Here is a 12,599-nt window from a genome sequence, read left to right as displayed (position 1 = left end):
CCCCCGCCGTGACCGACTCCGACCGCCCCGCCCCGCCCGTGATCGGCAAGGTCCATGCGCAGCGCCTGCGCGAGGTCTATCGCTCGGCGGGCTGGCCCTGCCAGGACGGCGTCGAGCTGGAGCTGCTGGCGGCCGGCCTCTTGCAGCGGGTGCGCAGCGACGGTGGCCACGAGACCCTGCGCCTGACCGACGAAGGCATTGCCCTGGTGGCCCGGCAGATGGCGAGCAACCGCGCCGCTTTCGACGCGCACGAGGCCCTGGTGGAGCGGGTGGCGCAGCAGGCGGCACGGGCCGGCCGCATCGCCTGGCGCGGCCTGAAGCTGCGCGCGCAGGTGCCGGGCGACGCGCCCGACGCGCTGAAGTGGGTCCTCGCCAAGCCGGACGTCTTCTCGATCCGCAACACCTCGGTGGCCGAGTACGTCGAGCCGGTGGTCCACGAGGTCAAGGTGCGCCGCGCCGACCTGCTCGGCGACCTGCGCCGGCCGGCCAAGCGCGCGGCCTACCTGCACCTGGGCGAGTGCTGGTACGTGCTGGGGCAGGATGCCAAGGGTCGCCCCATCGGCGAGCCCGACGAGGTGCCCGCCGAGTGCGGCGTGATCATGGCCACCGGCGACCGCCTCCAGGTGGCCCGCCCGGCGACGCCGCATCCGCGCAGCGGCCTGCCCTTCACGGTGTGGATGGCGCTGGCCAAGGCCACGCCGCTGGAACTGCCGGGGCAGGCCGAGGCTCAGGGCGTGCTGGTGCCGCTCGACGACGGCGGCTGATCGCCCGGACCGGGCGGCTGCGGCTGCGGCTGCGGCTGCGGCTGCGGCTGCGGCTTCGGCTGCGGCTGCGGCTGCGGCTTCGGCTGCGGCTGCGGCTGCGGCTGTGGTGCTGGTGCTGGTGCTGGTGCTGGTGCTGGTGCTGGTGCTGGTGCTGGTGCTGGTGCTGGTTCCGCTGCCGGCGGCGCGCCGAGGTCGTCGTGCGACGGCTCGGACTCGGGCAGGTCGGCCTCGTAGGCCAATTCCGGTTCCTCGTGCTCGAGGCCTGGGCTCCAGGGCTGGCCCCGGGGCGGCACGGGCAGGTCGCCGGACGGTGGTGCGGTCATGGCAGCCGCGGCTTCGCGCCCGGGTCCTCCGGCTCGGCCGGGCGCCACTCCGGCGCGAACTCCGGCTCCACCGGCAGCCGCGAGGTGTTGGGCTCGGCGTCGTCGGGCATGGGCTGCGGCGGCTCGGGTTCGATGGGGATCGTGGCGGCGCGCCATCCCCCGCGCGCTGGCCGTGGCGGGGGCGAGAAGCCGTCACCGACGCCGCTGCATACCGGCGGCCCGTGGTGCAGGCTCGGATCGATCGCGTAGGGAATGGGCACGGCGGATCCGCTCCCGGCATGTCAGGTGTTTTCCTCGGCGATGCGCCGGGCCTCGCGCCGCATGACGGTGCTCGGTTCGTGGGTGAAGGGCAGCCGCGGCAGGCCGATCAGGGACTGCAGCCGCGCGTGGGCGCGGTCCATGTCGGCGCCGACCATGGCCAGCGCCACCTCGTGGCCCGGCTCGTCACGCGCCAGCTCGAGGTAGGCCGCGCGAAAGCGCTGGTAGTCGGCCTCGGCGCGCTGCACCTCCTTCTGGGCCGCGACGATCCGGGCGTACTCGGCCCGGGTGTAGCGCAGGGGTTTCTCCGTCGTTTCCATCGGGCCTCCGGGAGGATGAGGGCATGGCGACGCCACGAAGGCGCATCCTAGGAAACGGTCCCTCGCGCAGGTGTACCGGAACTGAAACAAAGGTGGCTCGGCGGCGCCCCGCCCCGGGGGAAAACCCCGCCGCCCGGTCCCGGGCAAGCGCCGTATCCTTATGCACCAAAGAATATTGACCGTCTCCAGGAGAACCACCGTGGCCCAGCGCCTTCTCACCCCGCCCGCCGACCTGGTGGACAAGCTCGTGCTCGCCAACCGCATCCTCTACGACCAGGGCGTGGTCGACGGGCTGGGCCATGTGAGCGCGCGCCATCCCACCGAGCCGGGGGTGTTCCTGCTCTCGTGCAACCGCGCGCCGGCGATGGTCAAGCGCGCCGACATCACCTGCTACGACTTCGACGGCAACACCGTCTCCGACACGAGCGAGCGCCCCTACCTGGAGCGCTTCATCCACGGCGAGATCTACCGCGCCCGGCCCGACGTGATGGCCGTGGTCCACAGCCACTCGCCCAGCGTCATCCCCTTCGGCGCGGCGCGCCGGCAGCTGCGGCCGATCTTCCACATGTCCGGCTTCCTGGGCGAGGGCTCGGCGCTGTTCGACATCCGCGAGAAGCACGGCGAGACCGACATGCTGATTCGCAGCCCGGAGCTGGGCCGCTCGCTGGCCGAGTGCCTGGGCCGCCACACCTGCGTGCTGATGCGGGGGCACGGCTCCACCACGGTTGGCGTCTCGGTCGAACAGGTGGTGTTCCGCGCCATCTACGCCGAGGTGAATGCCAACCTGCAGCTGCAGGCCCACTCGCTGGGCGAGGTGCAGTTCCTCACCCCGCAGGAGGCGCAGCTGGGCTCCGACACCAACGACACGCAGATCCCGCGCTCCTGGAACCTGTGGGCCCAGCGCGTGGGCGCCATCGAGTGACCCCCCCTGGAGAGAACCTGCCATGCGAATGACCCGCCGCCTCACCCTCCTCGCCGCCGCCCTCGCGTGCGCCGCCTTCGGCTCGGCCCCGGCCCGGGCCGACAACTACCCGAGCAAGCCGGTGCGCATCATCGTGCCGTACGCCACCGGCGGCGGCTCGGACATCCTGGCGCGCCAGGTCGGCGCCCGCCTGCAGCAGCTGTGGGGCCAGGGCGTGGTGGTGGACAACCGCGCCGGCGCCTCCGGCAACATCGGCACCGAGGCGGTGGTGCGCTCGCCCGCCGACGGCTACACCCTGCTGCTGCAAAACAGCACCATGGTGGTGGTGCCGGCGCTGGGCACGAAACTGAACTACGACCCCGAGAAGGACCTCACGCCCATCATGCTGCTGGGGCTCACCCCCATCGGCCTGGCGGCGCACCCGTCGGCGAACATTTCCAACGTGAAGGAGCTGGTGGCGCAGGCCAAGGCCAAGCCCCTGAGCTATGGCTCCTGCGGCATCGGCACGCCGCAGCACTTCGTGATGGAGCTGGTCAAGCAGCGCGCCGGCGTGGACGCCACGCACGTGGGCTACAAGGGCTGCTCGCCGGGCGTGGCCGATGTCCTGGGCGGGCAGATCCCGCTGGCCATCGTCAGCGCCAACCTGATCGCGCCGCACGCGAAGACCGGCAAGCTCAAGGCGGTGGGCGTGTCCACCGCCGGCCGCTACGCGCTGATGCCCGACGTGCCGACCTTCGAGGAGCAGGGCCTGAAGCCGCTCGATTTCTCGATCTGGTACGCCCTCATGGGCCCGGCGAAGATGCCGGCCGACGTGGTGGCCAAGGTGCAGGCCGACGTGCGCAAGGTGCTGGCCGAGGCCCCCGTGCGCGAGGCCCTGTCGGCGGCGGGGGTGGAGCCGCTGTCCGGGGGCGCGGACGACCTCACGAAGCTGATTCGGGCGGACCTGGCGAGGTACGCGCAGCTGGCGAAGTCGGCGAATATCAAGCCGGAGTGAGGCGGGAAGCCTTATTCGGGAAAGGCCACACGTAGCGAGGCTTTCGGGGGCGTCGTGACAGCCACCGTGAAGCCGCCGCCTTCGCGGGGCGTCAAACGGGCCTCGAATGACTGGTAAGACCTGGAGGTCAATGGATCGAGCCCGACCAAGGCTTTGGTCGCATCTTGATCGAATTTGCGGCTGCCACCGCCGTCATCCCTGACTGCCATGACGGTAGCACTCTTGGCTACAAGGATGGCGAGGCGCCCACGGACAGTGACCCCGCCAGCCCCGTCGCTCGCGATTTCAAAATCGCAGGGCGCCACAGGACTACCCAGTAGGGCAAAGCCCCCGTCATAGGCGAAGGGGCTGTCTTCGCGGGGGATGGCCTGCGCCCCCGCCCCCTCGTCTGGCAAGTCGGCACCCAGCAAGGCAAACACCCCCTGGTAGGTCAGCTTCGACGCCGCCAACGCGAGTTCGCGATTGCCTTGAGCGACACGGGTCAACAGGGACTCGCACGCAGCCTCCATGTCGGTCTTGAAGTCCAGCTTGAAACGGGCTCCGTCTGCCCCGCGTCCAAAGACTTGGCTGCGTTGGCAGTCCTTGGCCATCGCGACTGTAATCGGCAGGATGGCACCGTCAGTGCGCCCAGACGCAAGGCCGAGTTGATTTGGCACCAGCTCCTCGGACGTGGTGTTGTCCACGTTAGCCTGCAAGGCCTCGGCGAATCGTTCTGTGGTCAATAGGCTGCATTCGCTGGCCTCGGTATCGATCTTTTCCAGGATCACCTGCGTTATGGATCCAAGCGCAAACAGCTCCTTATCGCCTCCTTCAGCAAGCGCTCCGACGTCTGAGAGGTCCATGCGAGCGGCCACGCCTGCATCCAATGTCGCCCCAGGATCTACCATCGCCTGCAAGGCCAGGCACTGCCCGAGCTCACGCGTCGCGGCATCTTTCGCCCGCGCGCCGCCGGCGTCCTTGGCTGCTTGCCAAGCCTGCGTGGCAGCCTCCGCTTTCCCCTGAACCTGTTCGCGCAGGCTGATCCGAGCCAGATCAACGGTATTCTGTATCGTCGGTGTGGTGTCGGCAGAGGCCGACCACCCGGACAGGCCCATGTGCAAGGTCCTCGCCTCCCGCATCGTCAACGCGGCGATTTGAATGCCCAAGCGGGCATTGATTGTCGATATCGCATCAGCCGCCCCCCCCTCTCCTGTGGACATCGGTGCCAGTTCACCCAGCCGGCTGGCCGCCGCACTGACGGCGGCGTTTTTGGGAGCATGCCCCTGGACGGGACTCAGCGCTTCGACAAGTGCTTGGGCACTACAGGCCAATTGCAGGTTGGCGGGCAAGACGTCGGCACGTGAAGCCAGCGCAGGCAGGCCCGGGCCCATCCCGCGCGCCACGTGGGCAAGGTCCGCGGGACTCATGGCTGGAAGGTTGAAGCGAGGGACCGACGCACCCTCGGTCGGGACCCGGACCAGGCGGCCCAGGTCAGCGCCGAGGCGGGCCAGCTGGGTATTGCGTTCCGGTCCCGGCGAGGCAGGCAATGAAGCCAGGGTCTTGTAGGCGCTGCTCGCCACCCGGTCGGTGGCCTCCTGGCGCACTTGCGCCATCACGGCCGCGATTTCGGGCGATGGATCGGGCGCGGCCAAGTGGCGACTGAGCCCCAGCATGAGCGAGTCGAGCTGCTCACTGGACATGTTGCGCACATGGATGCCAATGCGCTGCGCCGCGATGCCCAAGGCCAGCCCGGGCGAGGGCTCGGCAGAGGGCGATGTCCCGCCACCACCGAGCTTCGCGCAGGCATCCATCAGTGCGCCGACCGAGGCGGGGATCCCTTGCACGGCGACCGTATCGGTGCGCGAGATCGCTCCGAGCAGGTCACCGGCATGCCGACTGGCCTCCATCGCCGTCGCCCGCGCCGACGCCTCCGCTCGGGGCACGGGCGCAGGGGCGGAAGAGAACAACCGCTTGATGGCCGACGCCAGCGCCGACAGGCTGAAGCCCGTGGCACGCGGGGCCGCGGCCGGTGCCTGGGCGATCGAGTGCTCGCCGAACCGCCCGACGGGGCTGTCCTTGAAGTCGGTCTGGACATGCTGGGACACCAGCTCCTGGACCTTGAACGTCGCGCCATGGATCATGAAAGTCGTCCCCCGGCGGACATGGCCCGCCCGGAGCTTCGTAACAGGCCGACGTTTACGGTTCAGCAACCGTCAGATCACGAACTTCTCCCGCGTCCCCGCCGCGAACATCTCGTCCACCGTCACCCGCCGCTTCGACAGCCCCTGCTCGTGGTGATAGCGCAGGAAGGTGTCCAGCACCTTCTCGTTCGGCCCCACGCCGTAGCTCCAGAAGTCCTCGCCCATGGCGGCCACGGTCTGCTCGTGTTCGGCCGGGGCCCAGGGCAGGCTGATCTTGAGGGCGGCCACCTCGCCGAGTTCGGCCAGGGCCAGGTCCTTGGCGCGGGTGAAGGCCTTGAGCAGGCTCATGGGCAGCCAGGGGTTGGCCTCCACCAGGCTGCGGCGCACGCCCACCACATGCATGATCGGGAAGATGCCGGTCTTGGCGAAGTAGGCGCTCTCCACCGAGCGGAAGTCCTCGAACAGCCGCTTCACCGGCCGCCCCGGCAGGTGGAAGCTGCTCGGCGCGCGCGGCGCCACCAGGGCGTCGATCTCCCCGGACAGCAGCATCTCGTTCAGCGTGCGGCCCTCGGCAATGGGCTGCAGGTCGATCTCGGCGGGCAGGCTCAGGTCCACCTTCTCGTGGCGGCCCGGAGCCTCCACGCCGCCGGTGCGCCAGCGGATGTCGCGCGGGCGCACGCCGTATTCGTCCTCCAGGATGCCGCGCACCCACACCGGCGCGGTGAGCTGGTACTCGGGCACGCCGACCTGGCGGCCCACCAGGTCCTGCGGGGTCTTGATGTCGCTGCCTTCGCGCACGTAGATCGCGGAGTGGCGGAAGGCGCGCGAGAGGAAGACCGGCAGCGCCACGTAGGGGCTGGCGCCCTTCGAGAGCAGCATGGTGTAGCTGCTCATGGAGAGCTCGGCCACGTCGAACTCGGTGCCGCGCAGCGCGCGGAAGAAGGTCTCCTCCACCGGCAGGTTGAGGAAGTTGGGGTCGCAGCCTTCGATGGGCACCTCGCCGTTCATGAGGCGGGCGGTGCGGTCGTAGTCCCAGCAGGCAATGGTCAGGGGGAGTTTCATTTCTGTTCTTGGTCGATGAGTCGTTGCAGGAGGCGGCGCGCCTGGATCGGGCCGGCATCGGTCACCAGGGCCACCGGGAAGGCCGAACCGCCCTCCTCGCCCAGCGCGCGCTGCTGCGCCTCCAGCATCACCTTGTCCTCGTCGAAGGTGCGCGCGGACTGCACGCGGATGAATTCGGTGAGCCCGGCGTCGTCACGCTGGTACTGGCGGGCGATGCCCCAGAAGTAATGCGTGCTGCCCGGGGTCTCGGGCGTGGCGATGTGGATCACGCGGCGCTCCAGCGCCTCGGAGCGATCCTTGTCCACGGGGTACGAGCCGTTCTCGATCAGGTTGAACGCGGGCGGCCGGAAGATGGTGGTGTGCCAGCGGTGGATCTTCGTGGTGAAGCCGGTGGCCTTCACGTAGAACGGCGGCGGGTCGCAATTCAGGATGTCGCGGTGCACCCGCACCGTGCCGCCCTCCACCGTGGTGGTCACCGGCGCGCGGGCCACCGCCTCGTTGCCGATGGTGTGCTCGTGCAGGTAGGACTCGTGCGAGAGATCGAGCAGGTTGTCCGTGAGCAGCTGGTAGTGGGCCTCGATGCGGTGGTAGCCGGTGCAGGCGGCCCACGCGGGGTCGTCGAACCAGTGCACGTCGGGCACCAGCGCCGGGTCGGCGAGCGCGGGGTCCCCCATCCAGATCCAGACCATGGCATGGCGCTCGGCCAGCGGCCAGGTGCGCACCTTCGCCTGGGCGGGGATGCGCTCCTGGCACGGGATCTCGCGGCACTGGCCCTGCGGGTCGATGCGCAGGCCGTGGTACGCGCAACGCACCAGGTCGCCGATGCGCCGGCCCATGGACAGCGGCACGCCGCGGTGCGGGCAGCGGTCCTGCATGGCCACCGGCTGGCCGGCCCCGGTGCGATACAGCAGCACGGCCTCGCCGAGGATCGTGCGGGCCAGCAGGCCCTCACCCACCTCGTGGCTGAAGCCGGCCGCGTACCAGCAGTTGCGCAGAAACGCCACCTCAGTCGCCCTTGATGCCCTGGGCGGTGACGAGCTTGCGGTAGTTGGCGGTCTCGCGGGCGATGAACTCGCCCAGGGCGGCGGGCGTGCTGGCCTGGGGTTCGAAGTAGCCGGTGGTCAGCGCCTTGCGCACCTCGGGGTCGTTCAGGGCTCGGGCGAAGGCGGCGTTGAGCCGCTCCACCACCGGCGGGGGCGTGCCGGCCGGGGCGAAGGCGGCGTACCAGCCCTCCAGGCCGTAGCCCTTGAGGCCGGCCGAGGCGATGGTGGGCACGGCGGGCAGCAGGGTCGAGGGCTTCTCGCTGGTCACGCCCAGGGCCTTCACCCGCTTGCTGTCGATGAAGCCGGCCACCGAGTTCACCGACATCATGGCCAGGTCGATCTGGCCGCCGGCCACGTCGGTGGAGGCGCCGCTGCAACCCTTGTAGGGCACGTGGACGATGTGCACATTGGCCATGGCCTTCATCATCTCCGCGGCCAGGTGGTGGATGCCGCCGTTGCCGCAGGAGCCGTAGGCCAGCTTGCCCGGGCGCGACTTCGCGTACTTCAGCAGCTCGGGCAGCGTGTTCACCGGCAGGTCGTTCTTGGCCACCAGCACCACCGGCGAGTAGGCCAGCATGGAGACCGGGGCGAAGCTCTTGTGCGGGTCGTACTTGGTGCCGGGCGTGAGGATGGGGTTGATCACCAGGCTGTTGGTGATGATGGCCAGGGTGCGGCCATCGGGCGCGGCTGCGGCCACGAAGTCCAGGCCCAGGTTGCCGCCGGCGCCCGGCTTGTTCTCCACCAGCACGGTCTCGCCCAGGTCGGCCTGCAGCTTGCGCGCCAGCAGGCGGGCCAGCGCGTCGACGCCGCCGCCAGCGCTGAACGGAACGACCAGGCGGGTGACCTTGTCCTGCGCCTGCGCCGGCGCGAGGGCGGTGAGGCCCAGCGCCAGGGACAGCGCTGCGAGCTTCAGGGTGCGGGCAATCTTCATGGGGTGTCTCCTCGTGTTCTTCTTGGGGGCATGCGTCAGGCCGGCTGGCGCTCGCACAGCTTCTGCAGGATGCGCCGTGCACGGTTGGGGCCGACGTCGACATGGATGTCGATCTGCTGCGGCACCGGGAAGCGCACCTGGTTGTTGAACTGCGCCTCGATCACCACCTTGTCCTCCATGAAGGTGGCGGCGGTCTGCTGCACCACCAGGGGCGTGATGTCCTGCTGCCCCGGCTGCGGGTTGGTCGCGATGGTCCAGAAGTAATGGCAGGTGGTCTCGGTCTCCGGCGTCACGCCGTGGAAGCCGCGCATGTGGAAGCCGTGGCGGTCGGGGTCGTCGTAGGAGCCGGTGCCCGTGTCCATGCCCCCGGTCCAGATCTCGCAGTGCGAGGTGTGCCAGACCACCTCCTGCCAGCGGTCGATCTTGCCCTTGAAGGGCCAGGCCGCCGAGTAGGTGGGCGGCGGGTCGGACTCGGGCATGAGGCGCACCACCTTCACCGTCTCCTCGTCGGCGGTGACGGTCAACTTGGCGTTCATGTGGATCTTCGCGTTGCCGCCGATGGTCTTGAGGTGCACGTAGCCGAGGTGGCTCAGGTCCAGCAGGTTGTCGTGGATCAACTGCCAGGGCGCGTCGTAGTGGAAGACGTCGCCGCCGAACTTGTAGGCCGGGTCCTGGTGCCAGCGGTAGGCGGGCGGGTCGCGATCGGGCTGCGAGTCGGGCGTGCTGCCGACCCACACCCACAGGATCTGGTCGCGTTCGCGCAGGGGGTAGGACCTGACGCGTGCCTTGGAGGGGATGCGGTCCTGCCCCGGGATCTCCACGCACACGCCGCAGCCGTCGAACAGCAGGCCGTGGTAGCCGCAGCGCAGGCGCCCGCCCTCCAGCGTGCCGCACGACAGCGGCAGCTCCCGGTGGCAGCAGCGGTCCTCCAGCGCGGCGACGCCGTCTTCGGTGCGAAACAGCACCATGGGCCGCGAAAGCAGGGTGCGGGCCACCGGCTGGTCCTTCAGCTCCCAGGAGAAGCCGGCCACGTACCAGCGGTCCAGGGGAAACGGGTTGGCGCGCGCCATCACGGCGGCGGGGGCGGCAACGGTGTTCATGCGTCTTTTCCTTGTCGGGGTTGCAGGGGCGCGCGGCTCTGCTCGTTGTTCAAGTGGACGAATTTCGTGAGGAGCCGGGCGAACTCGGCGCGCTCGGCGGGGGTGAGCGGGTCCAGCATGCGGTGGCGCAGCTCGTGGACCGCGGGCACCAGCGTGGCCAGCACCTTCTCGCCCTCGGGCGTGAGGGTGAGCCGGCGCTGGCGGCGCGCCATCAGCTCGCGGTGGATCCAGCCCTTGGCCTCCAGCCGCACGCACATGTCGGCGGTGGTGGAGGTGTCCAGGGCCACCAGGCCGGCCAGCGTGAGCTGGTCGATGCCCGGCGCCTCCTGCAGCATGCGCAGCACCGCGTACTGCGTGGGCGTGACCTGGGTGCCCATGACCTCGTGGAACATGGACACCGCGATCTGCTGCGCCCGCCGGATCAGGTGTCCCGGCTGGTCGTACAGGTCCATCAGCAGTTCGTCGTCGGCCTTCCTTCGGGCCGCTGCGGCGCGGGGCATGGCGCGTTCAGCCGGCAAGGGTCAGGGCTTGGCGCCCGGGTCCTTCACCGCCTTGAAGGTGTCGAACTCCACGTTGTGCAGTTCGCCGTCACGGCGTTCGACGCGGCGGATGTAGATGTCCTGCACGATGTCGCGGGTCTGGGCGTCGATGGCGATGGGGCCGCGCGGGCTCTCGAACGACTGCCCGCGCATCGCGGCCAGCAGCGCGTCGCCGCCGCCGGCGCCCTTGGTGGTTTCCAGCGCCTTGTAGATCACGCGCATGCCGTCGTAGCCGCCCACGGCCATGAAGTTGGGGCGCATGCCCTTGTTGGCGGCCTTGAAGCCGTCGACGAAGCGCTTGTTCAGGGCCGAGGGGTGGGCGGTGGCGTAGTGGAAGGCGGTGACCGCGCCCAGGGCGGTGTCGCCCATCTCGTTGAGGATGTCGTCGTCGGTGATGCCGCCGTCGCCGATGATGCGGATGCCGGCCTTGTCCAGGCCGCGCTCGCGGAACTGCTTCATCAGCGCCGCGCCGGGGCCCGAGGGCACGAAGACGAACAGGGCTTCGGGGCTGGCATCGCGCACGCGCTGCAGGAAGGGGGCGAAGTCCGGGTCGCGCAGCGGCACGCGCAGCTCGGCGGCGACCTGGCCGCCCTTGGCGGTGAAGGCCTCCTTGAAGCTCTTCTCGGCGTCGATGCCGGGGCCGTAGTCGGTGACCAGGGTGACCACCTTCTTCATGCCGTTGCGGGCTGCCCATTCGGCCATGGTGGCCGAGGTCTGGGGCAGCGTGTAGCTGGTGCGCACGAAGTACGGCGAGGTGGCGACGATGCTGGAGGTGGCGGCGGCCATGATCACCGCCGGCACCTTGGCCTGCGTCACCAGCGGCCCCACGGTGAGGGCCAGGGGCGTGAGGCCGAAGCCGGCGAGCACGCCCACCTTCTCGTTGACCACGAGTTCCTGGGCGATGCGGCGGGTGTTCTCGGGCTGGCCGCCATCGTCCTTGAGGATCACTTCCACCTTGCGGCCGGCGACCGTGGTGCCGTTCTGCGCCTGCCAGAGCTTCACCGCGGCATCGATCTGGCGGCCGGTGGAGGCGAAGGGGCCGGTCATGGGCAGGATGAGGCCGACCTTGAAGGCGGCGTCCTGCGCGAAGGCGGCGGGGCTGAGGGCGGCGGCGAGCGCGGCGGCGGCCAGCACGGTGCGGCGAGAGGTCATGGAGGTCTCCGGTGTCTTTCTGGGTGTGCGATGCCCGATCCACATTCAGTGAACGGAACGTGAATCAGCATACTGAACATGACGGCGGCGAAGAACCGGCGTTTTCCCTAGGTGGGGGCCGGGGGGCGAGGTCTTACGTCAACGCGACTGGTTATCTCGGCCTCCCCCGGCTTCGTCCGGCCGGGCGCGCTGCACGGGCGGGGGCAGCAGGCTCCTCCCGGGGGGCTGGTGCGCTCCCGCGCACGGCCCCACGGGTCCCTCCGCCTGCCGCCCCCACCCGCGCATCGCGCACGAACACGTGAAGGCTTCGCGCCGGAAAGATCACGCGTCATTTTTCGCACGAACGCTCGCTCAGAGAAGCGGCCGACACTCGCTCGAAGTCGTACTCGACTCGGTCACTTGGGCCGGAGAAGACGGAGCGCACCTTTCCGGCGCGAAGCCTTCACCTTTGCAGCGTGAGCGGCGTGGGGCTGGCGGGTGGGCGGAGGGACCCGTGGGCCCGTGCACGGGAGTGCACCAGGCCCCCGGGAGGAGCCCACCTGCCGGCCCCGCGCCGCGAACCTTGCCGGAGAAGGCGCGCACGGCCGCGTCAATGCAAGACCTGACCCCGCTCCCTCAGCCCGGCTTGCGCATCATCAGCGCCGAGCGCTTGCAGGTGGCCACCAGCTCGCCGCGCTGGTTGTAGCCGCGGTGCGCGAAGATGACGATGCCGTTGTCCGGGCGGGACTTGCTGGCGCGGATCTCCAGCACCTCGGACTCCACCCGGACCGTGTCGCCGTGGAAGACCGGCTTGGGAAAGCGCACCTCGTCCCAGCCCAGGTTGCCCACCGTGGTGCCCAGGGTGGTGTCGCCCACCGAGATGCCCACCACCAGGCCCAGCGTGAATGCGCTGTTCACGATGCGCTGGCCGAACTCGGTGTGCTCGCGGCAGTACTCCTCGTCGATGTGCAGCGCCGCGGGGTTGTGGGTCATCGCGGAGAACAGCACGTTGTCCATCTCGGTCACGGTGCGGCGGATGGCGTGCTGGAACACCTGGCCCACGGTGAATTCCTCGAAATACAGTCCGGCCAT

At 69.9% G+C, this 12,599-nt stretch carries 14 protein-coding genes; 3 read left to right on the top strand and 11 right to left on the bottom strand.

Going from position 1 to position 12,599, the window contains the following annotated elements; translation table 11 throughout:
- Nucleotides 1-8: 8 nt before the first annotated feature.
- Nucleotides 9-764 carry a hypothetical protein gene (locus tag ACT80S_RS05200; RefSeq protein ID WP_377413464.1) on the top strand — a complete coding sequence of 252 codons (756 nt, stop codon included), beginning with the start codon at nt 9-11 and terminating at the stop codon, nt 762-764.
- Here the strand turns inward: ACT80S_RS05200 and ACT80S_RS05195 are convergent.
- From ACT80S_RS05195 to ACT80S_RS05185, 3 genes are read right to left on the bottom strand one after another with little or no spacing between them, the layout of a single operon-like run.
- On the bottom strand, nt 728-1,087 hold the full coding sequence (locus tag ACT80S_RS05195) for a hypothetical protein (RefSeq protein WP_377413462.1): 360 nt from the start codon (nt 1,085-1,087) through the stop codon (nt 728-730). The two genes, ACT80S_RS05200 and ACT80S_RS05195, sit on opposite strands and share 37 nt — an antisense overlap.
- On the bottom strand, nt 1,084-1,347 hold the full coding sequence (locus ACT80S_RS05190) for a hypothetical protein (RefSeq protein ID WP_377413460.1): 264 nt from the start codon (nt 1,345-1,347) through the stop codon (nt 1,084-1,086). The genes ACT80S_RS05195 and ACT80S_RS05190 overlap by 4 nt, the downstream gene beginning before the upstream one ends.
- A gap of 21 nt (nt 1,348-1,368) precedes the next feature.
- Nucleotides 1,369-1,665, bottom strand: coding sequence for a hypothetical protein (locus ACT80S_RS05185; RefSeq protein WP_377413459.1), 297 nt, complete (start codon nt 1,663-1,665; stop codon nt 1,369-1,371).
- Between the two features lie 199 nt (nt 1,666-1,864).
- Here ACT80S_RS05185 and ACT80S_RS05180 point away from each other — a divergent pair, with 199 nt between their 5' ends.
- A complete protein-coding gene (locus ACT80S_RS05180; protein WP_377413457.1) occupies nt 1,865-2,587 on the top strand; it encodes a class II aldolase/adducin family protein in 723 nt (240 codons plus the stop codon).
- Between the two features lie 22 nt (nt 2,588-2,609).
- Nucleotides 2,610-3,581: a Bug family tripartite tricarboxylate transporter substrate binding protein gene (locus ACT80S_RS05175; RefSeq protein ID WP_377413455.1), complete on the top strand. Its 972-nt coding sequence runs from the start codon at nt 2,610-2,612 to the stop codon at nt 3,579-3,581.
- Between the two features lie 11 nt (nt 3,582-3,592).
- Here the strand turns inward: ACT80S_RS05175 and ACT80S_RS05170 are convergent, their stop codons facing one another.
- The 8 genes from ACT80S_RS05170 to ACT80S_RS05135 all read right to left on the bottom strand — a co-directional run bounded on the left by ACT80S_RS05170 (nt 3,593) and on the right by ACT80S_RS05135 (nt 12,599).
- A complete protein-coding gene (locus ACT80S_RS05170; protein WP_377413453.1) occupies nt 3,593-5,701 on the bottom strand; it encodes a hypothetical protein in 2,109 nt (702 codons plus the stop codon).
- A gap of 72 nt (nt 5,702-5,773) precedes the next feature.
- On the bottom strand, nt 5,774-6,763 hold the full coding sequence (locus ACT80S_RS05165; protein WP_377413451.1) for an ABC transporter substrate-binding protein: 990 nt from the start codon (nt 6,761-6,763) through the stop codon (nt 5,774-5,776).
- Entirely contained in the window at nt 6,760-7,767 is a 1,008-nt protein-coding gene (locus ACT80S_RS05160; protein ID WP_377413449.1) for an aromatic ring-hydroxylating dioxygenase subunit alpha, read from the bottom strand. The genes ACT80S_RS05165 and ACT80S_RS05160 overlap by 4 nt, the downstream gene beginning before the upstream one ends.
- A 1-nt stretch (nt 7,768) precedes the next feature.
- Nucleotides 7,769-8,737 carry a tripartite tricarboxylate transporter substrate binding protein gene (locus tag ACT80S_RS05155; protein WP_377413447.1) on the bottom strand — a complete coding sequence of 323 codons (969 nt, stop codon included), beginning with the start codon at nt 8,735-8,737 and terminating at the stop codon, nt 7,769-7,771.
- A 35-nt stretch (nt 8,738-8,772) separates the two neighbouring features.
- Nucleotides 8,773-9,837, bottom strand: coding sequence for a Rieske 2Fe-2S domain-containing protein (locus ACT80S_RS05150; protein ID WP_377413445.1), 1,065 nt, complete (start codon nt 9,835-9,837; stop codon nt 8,773-8,775).
- A complete protein-coding gene (locus tag ACT80S_RS05145; RefSeq protein WP_377413442.1) occupies nt 9,834-10,337 on the bottom strand; it encodes a MarR family winged helix-turn-helix transcriptional regulator in 504 nt (167 codons plus the stop codon). Before ACT80S_RS05145 ends, ACT80S_RS05150 begins: the two co-directional genes overlap by 4 nt.
- Nucleotides 10,338-10,358: 21 nt before the next feature.
- Nucleotides 10,359-11,528: an ABC transporter substrate-binding protein gene (locus ACT80S_RS05140; RefSeq protein ID WP_377413440.1), complete on the bottom strand. Its 1,170-nt coding sequence runs from the start codon at nt 11,526-11,528 to the stop codon at nt 10,359-10,361.
- Nucleotides 11,529-12,143: 615 nt separating this feature from the next.
- A complete protein-coding gene (locus tag ACT80S_RS05135; RefSeq protein WP_377413438.1) occupies nt 12,144-12,599 on the bottom strand; it encodes a MaoC family dehydratase in 456 nt (151 codons plus the stop codon).

It is taken from the genome of Ramlibacter sp. MAHUQ-53 (genome assembly GCF_052600055.1).
Note: the sequence above shows the minus strand (reverse complement) of the source record. Positions and strands in the feature narration are given on the sequence as shown.

Excerpts from the sequence above, each read along its gene's own strand:
- ACT80S_RS05195 (WP_377413462.1), bottom strand. The coding sequence starts at position 1,087 with ATGACCGCACCACCGTCCGGCGACCTGCCCGTGCCGCCCCGGGGCCAG.
- ACT80S_RS05185 (WP_377413459.1), bottom strand. The coding sequence starts at position 1,665 with ATGGAAACGACGGAGAAACCCCTGCGCTACACCCGGGCCGAGTACGCC.
- ACT80S_RS05175 (WP_377413455.1), top strand. The coding sequence starts at position 2,610 with ATGCGAATGACCCGCCGCCTCACCCTCCTCGCCGCCGCCCTCGCGTGC.
- ACT80S_RS05170 (WP_377413453.1), bottom strand. The coding sequence starts at position 5,701 with ATGATCCATGGCGCGACGTTCAAGGTCCAGGAGCTGGTGTCCCAGCAT.
- ACT80S_RS05165 (WP_377413451.1), bottom strand. The coding sequence starts at position 6,763 with ATGAAACTCCCCCTGACCATTGCCTGCTGGGACTACGACCGCACCGCC.
- ACT80S_RS05155 (WP_377413447.1), bottom strand. The coding sequence starts at position 8,737 with ATGAAGATTGCCCGCACCCTGAAGCTCGCAGCGCTGTCCCTGGCGCTG.
- ACT80S_RS05150 (WP_377413445.1), bottom strand. The coding sequence starts at position 9,837 with ATGAACACCGTTGCCGCCCCCGCCGCCGTGATGGCGCGCGCCAACCCG.
- ACT80S_RS05145 (WP_377413442.1), bottom strand. The coding sequence starts at position 10,337 with ATGCCCCGCGCCGCAGCGGCCCGAAGGAAGGCCGACGACGAACTGCTG.
- ACT80S_RS05140 (WP_377413440.1), bottom strand. The coding sequence starts at position 11,528 with ATGACCTCTCGCCGCACCGTGCTGGCCGCCGCCGCGCTCGCCGCCGCC.
- ACT80S_RS05135 (WP_377413438.1), bottom strand. The coding sequence starts at position 12,599 with ATGGCCGGACTGTATTTCGAGGAATTCACCGTGGGCCAGGTGTTCCAG.